At 67.8% G+C, this 13,074-nt stretch carries 11 protein-coding genes, 2 pseudogenes and 1 other annotated feature; of the genes and pseudogenes, 3 read left to right on the top strand and 10 right to left on the bottom strand.

The window, feature by feature from the left end; translation table 11 throughout:
- Positions 1–78: 78 nt before the first annotated feature.
- A complete protein-coding gene (locus EPD83_RS11140; protein WP_128365204.1) occupies positions 79–1,581 on the bottom strand; it encodes an MFS transporter in 1,503 nt (500 codons plus the stop codon).
- Between the two features lie 29 nt (positions 1,582–1,610).
- On the bottom strand, positions 1,611–2,516 hold the full coding sequence (locus tag EPD83_RS11135; protein WP_164896062.1) for a sugar-binding transcriptional regulator: 906 nt from the start codon (positions 2,514–2,516) through the stop codon (positions 1,611–1,613).
- A 310-nt stretch (positions 2,517–2,826) separates the two neighbouring features.
- On the opposite strand from EPD83_RS11135, the gene EPD83_RS11130 reads away from it, so the two are divergent.
- Positions 2,827–3,774, top strand: coding sequence for a sugar kinase (locus EPD83_RS11130; RefSeq protein WP_128365202.1), 948 nt, complete (start codon positions 2,827–2,829; stop codon positions 3,772–3,774).
- A gap of 137 nt (positions 3,775–3,911) precedes the next feature.
- The gene (locus EPD83_RS11125) at positions 3,912–5,216 is read left to right on the top strand and encodes an MFS transporter (RefSeq protein ID WP_235950525.1); all 1,305 of its coding nucleotides are present in this window, start codon (positions 3,912–3,914) and stop codon (positions 5,214–5,216) included.
- Positions 5,217–5,286: 70 nt separating this feature from the next.
- On the opposite strand, the gene EPD83_RS11120 is transcribed toward EPD83_RS11125, so the two are convergent.
- The 5 genes from EPD83_RS11120 to EPD83_RS20980 all read right to left on the bottom strand — a co-directional run bounded on the left by EPD83_RS11120 (position 5,287) and on the right by EPD83_RS20980 (position 11,424).
- Positions 5,287–6,165 (bottom strand): SMP-30/gluconolactonase/LRE family protein, encoded by an 879-nt coding sequence (locus EPD83_RS11120; RefSeq protein ID WP_128365200.1) that lies wholly within the window; start codon positions 6,163–6,165, stop codon positions 5,287–5,289.
- Positions 6,166–6,242: 77 nt separating this feature from the next.
- Positions 6,243–6,731: a cupin domain-containing protein gene (locus tag EPD83_RS11115; protein ID WP_128365224.1), complete on the bottom strand. Its 489-nt coding sequence runs from the start codon at positions 6,729–6,731 to the stop codon at positions 6,243–6,245.
- Positions 6,732–6,783: 52 nt separating this feature from the next.
- On the bottom strand, positions 6,784–8,229 hold the full coding sequence (locus EPD83_RS11110) for a GntP family transporter (RefSeq protein ID WP_128365199.1): 1,446 nt from the start codon (positions 8,227–8,229) through the stop codon (positions 6,784–6,786).
- A 1-nt stretch (position 8,230) separates the two neighbouring features.
- Positions 8,231–9,124, bottom strand: a complete 894-nt coding sequence (locus tag EPD83_RS11105) for an NAD(P)-dependent oxidoreductase (RefSeq protein WP_128365198.1) — start codon at positions 9,122–9,124, stop codon at positions 8,231–8,233.
- An 83-nt stretch (positions 9,125–9,207) separates the two neighbouring features.
- Complete coding sequence (locus tag EPD83_RS20980; RefSeq protein ID WP_164896060.1) at positions 9,208–11,424, bottom strand: four-carbon acid sugar kinase family protein; 2,217 nt, start codon at positions 11,422–11,424, stop codon at positions 9,208–9,210.
- A 281-nt stretch (positions 11,425–11,705) separates the two neighbouring features.
- On the opposite strand from EPD83_RS20980, the pseudogene EPD83_RS11095 reads away from it, so the two are divergent.
- A pseudogene (locus EPD83_RS11095) lies at positions 11,706–12,076 on the top strand (transposase); the annotation flags it as partial.
- On the opposite strand, the gene EPD83_RS21060 reads toward EPD83_RS11095, so the two are convergent.
- The 3 genes and pseudogenes from EPD83_RS21060 to EPD83_RS11080 form a co-directional block, all read right to left on the bottom strand.
- Entirely contained in the window at positions 12,076–12,282 is a 207-nt protein-coding gene (locus tag EPD83_RS21060) for an excisionase family DNA-binding protein (protein ID WP_128365196.1), read from the bottom strand. The pseudogene EPD83_RS11095 and the gene EPD83_RS21060 overlap by 1 nt on opposite strands.
- Positions 12,283–12,296: 14 nt before the next feature.
- Positions 12,297–12,428, bottom strand: a pseudogene (locus EPD83_RS21055) (IS3 family transposase); the annotation flags it as partial.
- Between the two features lie 42 nt (positions 12,429–12,470).
- Positions 12,471–12,602 (bottom strand) — a sequence feature (AL1L pseudoknot).
- Positions 12,560–12,892 carry a transposase gene (locus tag EPD83_RS11080; protein ID WP_128365195.1) on the bottom strand — a complete coding sequence of 111 codons (333 nt, stop codon included), beginning with the start codon at positions 12,890–12,892 and terminating at the stop codon, positions 12,560–12,562. Its footprint overlaps the feature before it by 43 nt.
- Positions 12,893–13,074: the final 182 nt, after the last annotated feature.

Raw genomic sequence — 13,074 nt, 5'->3', positions numbered from 1 at the left:
GACGCCGACGCGCGCCGAGAAGGGGCGGGGTGGGCGAGGTGAGGCTCGTTCGCCCCGCCCCGCCTTTGCCAAATCGTCCTACCCGACCACCGAGTCGTCCCGATCCTGAGCGCCCCGGAACGCTCCCGGGCTCTCGATGGCCGGGTCGTCACCGTCGAGCCAGCGGGACAGGTCCGGCACGGGGAGCCGGCGGTAGGAGGCAAGGAATGCGACAGTGCAGACGAACAGTGTGCCGACCCCGATCGTGACCGCGATGCCGAGGGTGATGGCGACCTGCCGCTCCTGTGCGGCCCCGTCGGCAGAGATCAGGGCGGCGAACTGCACCAGCACGGGACCGATGAGGAAGTCACCGATCGACCGGACGAGCTCGACGAACGCGAAGATCCGACCGAGAGCGGCCGAGGGCGTCGACAGACCTGCGAGGAAGAGGGCCGGGCTGACCGTGGCTCCCGCACCGAACCCCAGAGCACCGAGAGCCAGCTGACTTCGGCCGAGGTCCTCGGGGAGTCCAGTGCTCATCAAGACCAGACCTGCGAGGATCATCGCCACCAGCCCGAAGAGGATCAGGACGGGCAGGTAGCGCGTCCTGAACACCAGCCCGAGGGTGACGGCAGCCAGTAGCGCACCGGGTACGAGTGGCCACAGGTCGAGACCGACCCGACCCGGATCAAGACCCCAGAGAGTGACCATACGCAGCTGGGTGAGACTCACCAGCGACAGAAAGACGCCTCCGGCGAAGGACGCCACGAGTGTCCCGATCACCGGAGCGGTGCGGATCAGCAGACCGACGGCGACAAGAGGTTCGCGGCGGCGGTCCTCAACGATGAAGATCGCCGCAAAAGCAGTGAGCCCGACGAGCAAGGGCGCGAAAAACCACGGAGAGACGAAGCCGACTGACGGCAGCAACGCCACCGCGCCGAACGCGAGAACCGTCGCGACCAGCGCCAGGACCACCACCGGGGGATCGGCCACCAGGTCGGGCGCCATGGCCGGTGTCCGCTCCAGCACCGAGGCGCCGAGCACCACAGCGAGCGCCGTCGTCAGCGCCAGGACAGCGAAGAGGACGCGCCAGCCGCCGAACCGGTCGACAATACCGGCGGCGAGCGGGCCCCCCGCAACCCCACCGAAGAGACCCACGTTGACAAACACCGCTGTCATTGGCACCTTCGCCGCCGGGAATCTCTGGATCGCCGGGGGCAGCGAGACGATCAGCAGGAGGCCGGTCGTCAGGCCGACAAGCACGAAGCCCACAGCGAAGGACCACGCACCCAGCAACCCGAGCGCCAGAAGCCACCCGACGAGCGCCAGTGCGATGAGAACAAGGTAGGTCGGGCGCTGGGGGAACCGCCGACCCAGGTCTCCGGCCAGCAGCGCTCCGAAGGCGTACATCGCCGTCGCCATCGACTGGGTGACGTCCACGAAGCCCGACGAGACAGACAGGTCGGCCGCGAGCCCGTCGCCCAACAGGCGGAGGGCCGAGGTGGCCACCAGGTAGGGCACCAGTGCCAGCAACGTGGTCAGCACTACCGGGCCGTACCGGCCGCGAATCCCGTGGTCTTGGCGACCCGTGTTGGTCTTCACGGCCCATTCCTACCCCATCGCGATGGAGGTCAGGCGTAGTCCAGAAGTAGCCGGGCCGTCGACTGGTCGGTGGCCAGTCCCGTGATGAGTCCCGCCTTGAGGATGGCGGCGATCGCCGGAACTTTGTCGGTGCCCCACGCCATCGCCATGACCAGTCCGATTCCCGCCAGCCGTTCCGGCTCCATCGCCATGGTCCGCTCGCAGAGCGAGGTACGCAGGTGCCGGCCCTTGGCATCGAAGAAATGTCCACACAAGTGCGCGACGGCGCCGACTCTACGGAGCTCGTTGGTCTGGGCTGAACCCATGAACGGCCCGAGGATCGGGCCAGGGTGTCCTCGGTGATCGATGGCTCCGACTCCGAGCAACGCGATGTCGGAGCGGGCTGCCAGCTCCAAAGACGTGAGAACGACCTCCTCCTGACGCATCGAGCGCGCCACCTCCGTCGATCCCAGGACCAGGGGCACGGGCAGTGGGCGGAAGGTGCCGCCCAGCCGCGCGGCGAGGGATCGGCACAGCTCGGGGCTGTCAGCCAGCAGAGGGTCGCCGGAGCCGATGGACCCGACCATCTGAATGACTCCGGAGTAGCTCCATCGCTGGCGCGGCATCGCGTGGACGAAGGCGCGCAGGGAGGTGCCGTTGGACAGCGCGATCATCGACCGTTCGTTGCCCCGCTCCGCCACGGCGAGGGAGGCCAGCCGGGCTACCGCCTCGGCAGGCTGTGTCCTCGGCTCGACCGCCGCCACGAGAGCGACCTCGAGACCGTAAACCTCGCGCAGGCGGCGTTCCTCGTCCATGGAGCCGGCGGCAGGCTCGCTGATGCTGATGTGGACCATGCCGGACTGTCGCGCCTCGGTCAACATTCGGCTGACGGTCGGCCGGGAGTAGCCGACCGTCCGGGCGATGTCGTCCTGGGATGCATCCTCGAGGTAGTACATCCGAGCCACCCGATGCAGGAGATCGAGTCGTGACCGGTCCGAGACCGGTCCCCGTGCGGCGCACATCCGTTCTCGATTCTGTCCTGACGCGCCGACGGACGCGGCGCGGCTTCCTGCATTTTGCCAGCATTTAGCAGGTCGCGGAAGGCGTCGAGCGCGGACACTCCTCCGGCGGAGCACGAATGTGCCGGGACCGGCCGGCGATGGCCAGCACCTTCGGTAGACATTCTCTTCACACACCATCCGTCCCGCCTCACCACGGTTCAGAGCCACCCGCCGACTCGGGTTGCGTCTTCAAAGGAGAAGCTCAATGTTCGACCTGACGACCATCGGCGAAGGACAGATCCGGCTGACGGTGGCCCAGGGCGAGCGGCTGTCCCGCTGCAACACCCTGAGAGTCTCGGCTGCCTGCTCCGAGGCCAACGTCTCCGGCCTGCTGGCCCAGCTGGGCCACCGAACCTCCTGGTGCTCACGAGTGCCGCGAGGTGATCTGGCCGAACGCTGTCTGTCGGAGTTCCGCTCCGTCGGGGTGGACATGTCGGCGATGCTTCGCACCGACGAGGGTCGGATGGCGCTGTACTTCATGGAGCCGGGACAGCCCCCGATGCCATCGCGAGTCAGCTACGACCGCACCCACTCCCCGTTCCGCACGATCACTCCAGAGATGGTCGACTGGGACGTCCTGCTCTCGACCCGTCTGGTGTTCGTCACCGGCATCACCGCAGCCTTGACGGACCAGACCTACGAGACGCTCCGGCACTTCGTGAGCCTCGCGCACGACAGCGGCATCGACGTCGCGCTCGACGTCAACTACCGCAGCCTGTTGTGGTCGCCCACTCAGGCACGCCGAAGGCTCGGGTGGATCGCAGAACGTTCGAGCATCATCTTCTGCTCACGAACCGACGCACGGGTCGTCTTCGATATCAACGCGCCTGGCGCCGAGGCCTCGCTGGCCCTCCGGGAGATGTTCGGAGCCACCCACGTCGTCTCCACGGACTCCACGGACGGCGTCTACTACGCCGGTCCGGACGGTGAGCAGGACTTCGAGGTCCGAACTGTGCCCATCGTCGACCGGCCGGGCGCCGGCGACGCCTTCGTCGCGGGCACTCTGCACGGCTTCCTGAGCGGCGACATCGTCGGCGGCATCGGCCACGGCCTCCACGTCTCGAAGTTCGCTCTCACGCATCACGGTGACCTCACCCATGTCACCGCGGAGGAGCTCGGCGCCGACCCGCAGAGCACCGACATCCTGCGCTGAACCCCACGACCGCGCGACAAGCCCGGCACGACAACGCCAGCACTCGCCGGCCCAACCTGACACGAAAGGCAGTGACACCCATGACCGCGACAGATCCCCGGACGCCAACGGCGACCGAGCAGATCGACGGAAGGCCGTTGACCCGCAACCAGAAGAGCCTCATCGGCCTGGTTGTCACCGGCAACATCAGCGAGTTCTTCGACATGTTCCTCATCGGTTTCGTCGTCGCGCTGCTGACGAAGCCGTGGAACCTGACGGGCGTCGAGGCCGGAGTCATCCTGGCCTGTTCCGGCCTCGGCACTGTGCTGGGTGCGATCATGTGGGGCCGTCTCGCCGACGTCATCGGTCGCAAGCGGACCTTCTGGTGGTGTGTGGTCTCCTTCGTGGGTTTCACCGCGGTGATGCTGCTGACGCCCGACCGCGGATGGTGGTTCCTGGCCTTGTGCCGCATCGGCGTGGGCATCGGTGTCGGCGGACTGAACATCAGCTCGATCCCCTACGTCCAGGAGTTCGTGCCGGCCAAGCAGCGAGGGCTCCTTGCCGGGCTTGCATCGGTCTTCATCCCGGCCGGTCTGCTGCTCGGAGCCCAGGCCCAGAAGTGGATCGGGCCCACGATCGGCTGGCGGGGGATGGTCGCTCTCGGCATCATCCCGATCCTGTTGCTGCTGTGGCTCCGACTCGTGCCCGAGTCCCCGCGGTACCTGCAGGCCAAGGGCCGGTTGGAGGAGGCCCGCGAGTCGCTGGCCTGGGCGATGATGATCCGACCCGACGAGGTGGGTGAGCTCCCGACGTACGAGAAGCCGGCGCGCTCCTCGTACGGATTGATCTTCGACAAGTACAAGAAGCAGCTGACGATCATCACCATCGGCTCCTTCTGCTTCATCCTCGGGTCCTTCACCATCCAGTCCTGGGGGCAGACCTTGCTCAAGGACGGTTTCGGCTACGACGCCGCCTATGTCGGGGTGCTGTTCACCTGGGTGGCGCTGGCTGATGTCGCCGGTCGTCTCGGCTCGGCCTGGCTCGCCGACATCGTCGGACGACGGCTGGTCATGTTCTCCTTCGGGCTCATCGGGGCCGTCGGCGCCGGGATCTGCGCCGTCGCGGCGACGCAGGCCAACGCGACGATGTTCTTCGTCGGTATCCTCGTCGCGATGGCCTTCGGTGACGGGGCGTTCGGCATCCTCAATGCTTTCGGTGCCGAGCAGTTCCCGAACGAGGCGCGCTCCACCGGGCTCGGCCTGGGCTACGGCATCGGTTCGACGGCCAAGATCTTCGGCCCGGCGCTGATGGGGGCTCTCATCGGCGGCTCGATGATCGACGTCAACGTGACACTCAACGCGGTGCCGACCGCCTTCTGGCTCTTCTCTCTGCTGCTCGTCATCGGCGGCGTCACCTACCTGTTCGCCACGGAGACGCGCAACGTCTCGCTGGACAAGATCTGAACCTGCGACACCGAGAGGGTGGGGCGGCCGACCATGGTCACCCCACCCTCTCGGGCTGCGCCCAGAACCGTCAGCGCTGCGACGCAGGACCCAGAGTCAGCATCAGCAGGTCCGCGTCGCCGGTGACGAACAAGCGCGAGTGGTCCGAGTCGAAGGTGCAGTTGCTGACGATGTGCGGTGCCGGGACCAGTCCCAGAGTGGCCCCCCGGTCGTCGAAGACCTGGATGCCGGTGCGCGAGCTCGACCACAGCCAGCCCCTATCGTCGACGGCGAACCCGTCCGGAATGCCCTGCTCCACGTGAGCGAAGTGGCGCCGCCCCGACAGTCGGCGCCCGTCCCAGTCGAACGCGACGATGTCCGCTGCCGCGTCCGGTGGGGTCCGGGAGACGTAGAGCACTCTCTCATCCGGCGAGAACCCGAGGCCGTTCGGTCCGTCCAGCGTGGCCATCAAGGTCGCCGCACCCTCGACGAACCGGTAAACGCCTTCATGATCGACCTCTTGCCGCCCCATGAAGCCCTCCTCCGGCTGGGTGAGACCGAAGACGGGGTCGGTGAACCAGATGGCGCCGTCACGGGCGACGACGATGTCGTTCGGCGAGTTCAGCCGTCCGTCGGCGGATCGCTCCACGAGCAGCTCGTTGCTGTCGCGCCGAGTCCGGCTGATTCCGCGCCGGCCGTGCTCACAGTGGACGAGGTCGCCGTCTGCGGTGACCGCGTTGCCGTTGCAGTACGGCGTGGCGTCGAGCAGCACGTCGACGGCACCGTTCTCCCGCCGACCAAGGACCTGACGCCCTCGGACGTCGGAGAAGACCAGGGTCCGCTCATGCTGCCACCACACTGGCCCCTCGGACCAGATTGCATGCTCATAGAGGCGCACGAGCCGAGCGCTCGGGTCCAGCACCTCCGCCAGCCGTGCGTCATCGACCCGCACTCCAGGGAGCTCGAGCATCTCCGGCTCACCCGGGTCTCGCAGTCGGAGCGGAGACGCGGAGCCGGCGCCGGACACGACGACCGGCCCGGTGACCATCAGAAGGGGTGCCGCGTCGGAGGCACCGGAGACTGCGCGAACTGCACAAGCATCTGGAAACAGGGCTCGTTGCCTACACAGCCGGACAGGTGGCCCCGCCGCTCCTCCTTCTCGACGGTGTCCTGGTCTTGGCCGAAGTGGATGTCACCAGGACCCATCTCGACCCGTCCCCCGTCTTGGGTCTCGATGAACCACCGGCCGCGCACGGGGACCACCCACTGCGGGTGGGGGCTCTCGTGCCATTGCCCTACCCAGCCGACCGGGAGTACCGCGAAGGAGACCGACGAAACCTCACCCGGGAACGGTCGGAGCCATTGCGGGTCGGCGCCACCTCCGATGCTCTTCATCGCGAAGCCGCCCATCAGGGAGTCCGTGATTCGACTGCTCCCCTCCGAGTCGGTCCAGAGATGCAAGAACGGCATCTTCGGGGGTACGTCGGGGTTGCCCCCGTCGTTGTCGAGCGGGTAATCCGTGGGTGTACGCGGCATCTGCACAAGCCTTCTCCTTGTCGATTTCGTCAGGGCGTAAGCCACCCCACGCTCATGCGAGCGCGAAGATCAGGGCGGTGAGGAGGAAGCCTGACACGCCAGTGACGGTCGTCAGGACCGTCCACGTCCGTAGGCCGTCCGCGACGGACAGACCCAAGTACTTGGTGACGATCCAGAACCCGGAGTCGTTGATGTGCGACAGACCGAGGCCGCCGAATCCGATGGCCAGGGTGATGAGGGCCACCTGCAACGAGCTGTACCCGCCATTGGTGATCGCGTCGGCAAGGAGGCCTCCCGTCGTCAGGATGGCGACGGTGGCCGAACCCTGGGCCGCGCGAAGAGCAGACGAGAGCAAGAACCCCGAGACGATGAGCGGAAGGCCGAGTCCGGTGAGGCTGTCGGTGAGGGCTTTGCCGATCCCCGACTCGACGAGGACGTTGGCGAACACCCCGCCGGCTCCGGTGACGAAGATGATGATGGCGACCAGCGGCAGGGCGGAGTCGGCGACGATGCTGCGCTGGGTGCGATCCCATCCGGCCCGAGAGCCGATGACCAGGTAGGCCACCAGGACACCGACGAGAAGCGCGGTGGTCGGCGAGCCGATGAACGAGGCGTACGGAACCAGCGCGTTGTCCTCCCCGAGGACCGTGGTGAGGACCGACCCCACCATGATCATGACGATCGGCAGCAGGATGAGGCCGACGACCGTACCGGTGCCCGGCACGCCGGCGCTGCCGTTGTGTGAGGACGCGTTGTCGGTGTCGGTCCTCGCCTCGGTCTTGGTCGCGGTCCCTCCGGACCCGGTCGTGTCGGGCCCGTCCGCGAAGGACGTCCCCCCGTCCGCGTCCTCGGTGCTTGCGGTGGCGGGCGACGGGCCGAGGGTGATGCCGTCGACCTTGATGATCCTGGCGGCGAAGAAGCCCACGGCTCCAGCTGCTGCGCCGACCACCAAGGCGAGGAGGGTGAGCAACCCCACGGAGGCGCCAGTCACAGCGGCTGCGGCGACCGGCCCGGGGTGGGGTGGGACGGTGACGTGCAGGGCGAGCAGGACGACGCCGACAGGAAGTCCGACCTTGAGGGGGTTCAGGCCGGCGATCTTGGCGAAGGCGAAGACGATCGGGGCCAGGATGATGAAGGCGACGTCGAAGAAGACAGGAATCCCGAGGACGAATGCCGCCGCTGTGAGCGCCACGGTGACTCGGGCCGGGCCGAGACGCTCGGTGAACCGGCGCGCCAGGTGATCGGCGCCTCCGGAAACCTCGATCAGACGCCCGAGGACCGAACCGAGGCCGACGACGATCGCGACCGAGCCGAGCACCTTGCCCATCCCGGCGATCATGGTGGGGACAACCTCCTCCACCGGAATGCCGGCCAGGAGAGCCGCGCCCATGGACACCAACAGCAGGGAGACGAAAGCCGGAAGTTTGAACCGGACCACCAGCAGGAGCAGCACGGCGACGGCTACCGCTGCGGTCACGAACAACATCGTCGAGCCCATGTCAGTCCTCCCTCGCGCCCAGGACGGTGATGACGGAGGAGTCGTCGGCCGCGGCCAGACCAGCGGCCTGCCCCAGCAGGAAGATCTGTTCGGCCGCTCCGGCAACCGGGGTGGCCAGCCCCGCTGCCCGGGCGGCCGAACTGACGATGCCCATGTCCTTGACGAAGATGTCGAGGCGGCTGTTGACCTCGGCGCCCCCGTCGTCGAATGCCTGCAGCATCCTCGGGCCGCGGTCGCCGAGCATGAAGGACGCTGCTGCGCCGGCGCCCAGGGTCTCCAGGACCAGGCGCTGGTCCAGACCCAGAGCACCGGCGAGAGCGAGCGCCTCCGCCCCGGCCGCGATGTGGACCCCGCAGAGGAGCTGGTTCACCGTCTTCATCGCTTGGCCATCACCAGGAGATGAGCCCATCCGCCGAAGCGTGGAGGACAGGTGCTCCAGGACGGGTTCGGCGACTGAGTATGCCTCGTCGCTCGCGCCGACCACGATGAGCAAGTCGCCGACGCCAGCTCTTTTGGGCCCACCCGAGATCGGTGCGTCGACCAGGTGGATACCGTCGGCCTGCAGCTTCTGGGCGACCTCGCGCACCGGACCGATGCCGATGGTGGATGTGAGGACGACGACGCTGCCGGTGCGCAATACCTCGGCGACGCCGTTGTCCCCGTAGAGCGCGTCTTCCAGCTGGGCACCATTGCGGACGGCGAGCAGGACGCAGTCTGCGTCCTGGGCGGCGGCCCGCGCTGAGTCCGCCGGGTCGACGTTCTTCTCGGACGCCGCTCGGATGCGCTCGGGGTCGAGGTCGTAGCCTCGGACGGTGAACCTCTCGGCCAGGCGGGTCGCCATGGGCAACCCCATGGCACCGAGTCCGATGACGGCGATGGTGGGTTCGGACGACATGCTGTTCCTCCTTGAACAGTCGGTGACGCCGTAGGGCGTGCGCTCGAGCGGCGGGATGAGACGTGGTACGAGTGGATGAACGATCAGGCCGTCAAGGTGGCGACGACCTCGGCCAGGCTCGAGTCGTCCCCGACGTTTCCGGCGAAGACGACGTAGGGGATGCCCTGGGCCGGACCGTCCGTCGGCTCCCAGAGTGAGACGATGCCCGGGAGCATCGGGCCGCGAACCATCGCACGCGCGATGGAGAGGCCGCGGCTCGCGACCTCGGCCGAGGTGATTCCTCCCTTGGCCACGACGAACCGCGGCGGCGCGGCCTCGAGTACTTGGCGTACGACCTCGACGACCGCGCTCGAGACCTGCCGCGCGATGTCCAACGAGTCATCGGCGTTCTCACCGACCACGAGCTCGCGCGAGGTCGTGACGACGACGTTGCCGGAGCTCAGGCCCTCCACGGTCTCGCGAACGATCCGGTCCAGATGCGCCTCACGGTCCGGGCCCAGCACCTTCTCGACCGCGATCGTCATGACAGTGGGATCCTGCTCCTCCAGAAGCCGTTTCAGCTGCCGTGTGGTGAGCCCCACGTGAGAGCCGACGACCACGAGCCCGTAGCTCGACCCGTCGCCCTCTCCGCCTGCGATGATCTGGTCGACATCGGAGTTGCTGAGAGGTTCCAGCACGTCCTGCCCGATGAAGCCTCTGACGAACGGCGGTCCCACCCGGAACAGGAAGCGCTTCCCGGCGTCCTCTGCGGCCAACAGGGCCAGCGACAGCACGCGCAGGTCGGTCTCCTCGACGATGTCGACCACGACAGGTCGAGCGTCGTGGAGACCGAGCAAGATATCGGTTACGGCCTCATGGCCGGATCGCAGGATGTCTAACGGAACTGTCGCCACGTCCGAGGCCGCGATCCGACCCGCGGTCTTCTCCTGGACCCATTCGCGAAGGTCCGACGCCGCGTACCCGAAGGTGGCGTCGCGAGCGAACTCGGTCTCGCTGGCCGGCACGTAGCCATCCGCTTCTGACCCGGCGTAGTGGACCGATCGAACGGTCACGCGTCCGGCGTCACCGAAGGCAGGCACCAGCACGACGGCGTCCACCTGCGCCCGAGCCTCCTCGAGCGCGGCGACCAGTGTGTCGGGCTCGAGCGGGTAGTGGCCGCGCAGCGTGGAGTCCGAGCGAGAGACGAAGTCGATCTCCACGTCCAGCAGCGCGGCGGCGTCCAAGGCGTTGCGGGCCACTTCGCGGTTGACCCGCTCGGCGTCTGCCGCGTCGAGGCTTCGCGAGTTGGTGAGCACGTAGACCGCGTCGGCACCAGTGCGCAGGGCCCATGCGAGGTCCTCGGTGTCCCAGCGCGTGAGTACCGGGAGGTCCGCCACCGACTGGGTGCCCGTCGGATCGTCGTCGAGGACGACCAGCGTGCGCCGGGGTCGCTGGGCCCGAGATGCGCGGATCTCCTCGGCCGTCACACTCCGCGGAGGAGGCATGTCGCGGAGCAGTTCGTCCTTGGTCCGGGCAGCATCGTGGTCGGTCACGTCGTCTCCATCTGGGTGATTGAGGGATGAGGACACATCAGAGGTGAGACCAGCGGCCGAAACCGCCGACTTGCCGACACCGGACAGGTACCTGCGGGCGTCGTCGCGGGTCTGGATCAGGTGTTCGCGCATCGCCGTGGCCGTCGTCGAGGCACGGCCGGTGTGCAAAGCCGCGAGGATCGCGGCGTGATGGACGATCGCATGCTCGCGGATATCGTGAACCGCGGCCGTGAGGCGTTGGGAGTACACAAGGGACTCGGCGACCGGAGCAAAGGCCACCCGGACGAACGGGTTCCCACAGCCCTCGATGATGCGGGTGTGGAATGCGAGGTCGGCGGCCACGAACGACTCGACGTCGTCCTCACGATGAGCGAACCGCATCGCGGCAACGTTGTCGGCAAGCGTCTCGAGATCCGCGGGGGCCGCCAAGGGCGCGAACAACTCGGCCGCGCCGACCTCGAGCATCCCGCGAACCTCCACGAGGCGACCGATGACTTGCGAAGCATCCCCTTCGCTCACCCGGATGACCGCCCCGACGGAGGTCCACCGGCCGACGGGGGCCACGAATGTCCCGACTCCCTGCACGGACCGCACGACTTGACCTGCGGCCAGCATCTTCACGGCTTCGCGCATAGTGAGCCGGGAGACCCCGAACTGGCCGGCCAGCTCTGACTCGGAGGGCAGCAGGGATCCCCCGACGAACTCGCCGGAGACGATCCGGTCCAACAGACGTCCTGCGACGTCCTCGACCAGGCTGGTGCGCGGCAACGCTGCCTCCCACTTCCAGACATCTGATGTCCAGTCAGGCGAACGTAGTGCTCCTCCCGTACCTGACGCAAGGTCACCTCGAAACACGGCCCGTACCGGGCCACCTTGCGGTGCGATCCCACCGTTCCGCTTGTACGAGACCGACTGCGTCCCCCTCGACGGCCCGTTCAGGACCGTCGCCTGCACTCGCGACTGCTGACGGTTCGGCCGACACTGACCTGCCCCCCGGTTTGGTTCCAGTGGTGGTGGTGAGTCGAGCGCCTGACTGGAAGGCTCTGACAGTGCCTCGTCCCTACCCTCCGGAGTTCCGCGCGCGAGCAGTCGCGCTGGTCCGATCCGGCACACACGTCAAGCAGACCGCCTACGAGCTCGGCATCAGCGCCGGCTGCCTGCACGAGTGGCTCAAGCAGGACCGGGTCGACCGCGGCGAGATCACGGGCGTTCCCGCAAGCGAGTCCGCCGACCTGCGGGCCGCCCGGAAGCGGATCCGTGAGCTGGAGCGCGAGCTGGCGATCATCCGACAAGCAGCGACATTCCTGGCGGAGGACAAGCCCCACCCAAAAGGATTCACCCGGTGATCGACCGACTGGCCGACGCCGGGGTCCCCGTCGACAACAGCTGCGCCGTCCTCGGAGTCTCCCGGCAGGGCTACTAACGGTACAAGCGCCGCGCCCTGTCCAAGACCGCGCTGCGCCGCACCGACCGGCCCAGACGCACCGCCCGCAGCCGGTGGCCCGCGACGTAGCGCTCCACGCTGCGCCGGGGGCAGCGCAGCTGTTTGGCCGCCTCGTCCAGTGTGAGGAGGAGGGTGTCGGTCGTGGACGGCTCAGGGGTGTCGAGGGCGCTCGAGGTCTCCATACCCGCATGAGCCGGGCGACCTGGTCGCGGCCGACGTCGATCCCGGCGCGGTGGGCGGCGTGCCACAGCTTCCGGGCCCCGTACACGCCCCAGTTCTCGGCCCAGAGGGTGAACAGCGCGTTGGCCAGGTACGCGTCCTGCAGCACCGCGGCCGAGACCGGGGCTGCCCTGTGGGCGTAGTACGTGGACGGCGCGATCGTGATGCCCTGCTGAGACAGCACGACACAGACCGGCTCGACGCCGTGTCGCTCCTTCACGGAGTCGACATAGTCCACGATCACTTCAGTCGGCGGTCGAGCTCCGCCCGGGCGAAAAACGCTGACGCGGTCGTGAGGATGTCGTTGGCCCGCTCCAGCTCGGCCACCCGCTTCTTCAGCGCCCGCACCTCCTCGGAGTCCACCGACCTCGAGGCCGCCGACGGTGCCCGCACACCCTCAGCACGTTCGGCGTCCTCGACCCAGTTCCGCAACGTCGCCGGGTTCAGGTCCAACATCGACCCGACATGCCGGCGTGCTCCGAGCTTGGAGTCATGTCCCTCGGAGAGGCGGTCGCGGTACATCCGCACCGCCCGGTCCCGGAACTCCCGCTCGTACTTCCTCGGTGCTGCCATGAGAGTCAGTCTCCCTTGCTAGATCAGCACCCTCCGGGAAACCCAGGGCGGTTCAACTCCATCGGCCTCGGCCGACACCACAACAGCCGCCCCGTCACCGCCCTCATCCACGGCCTGCACATCACCATCAGCGACGCCACCACCGGCGAGATCCTGCGCGAGCTCACCCTCGACACCACCCG

It is taken from the genome of Phycicoccus flavus (assembly GCF_004025965.2).
In the GTDB taxonomy this organism is placed as follows: Bacteria; Actinomycetota; Actinomycetes; order Actinomycetales; family Dermatophilaceae; genus Phycicoccus; species Phycicoccus flavus.
The sequence above is the reverse complement of the archived record's forward strand: the minus strand, read 5'-3'. Positions and strand labels throughout refer to the sequence as shown.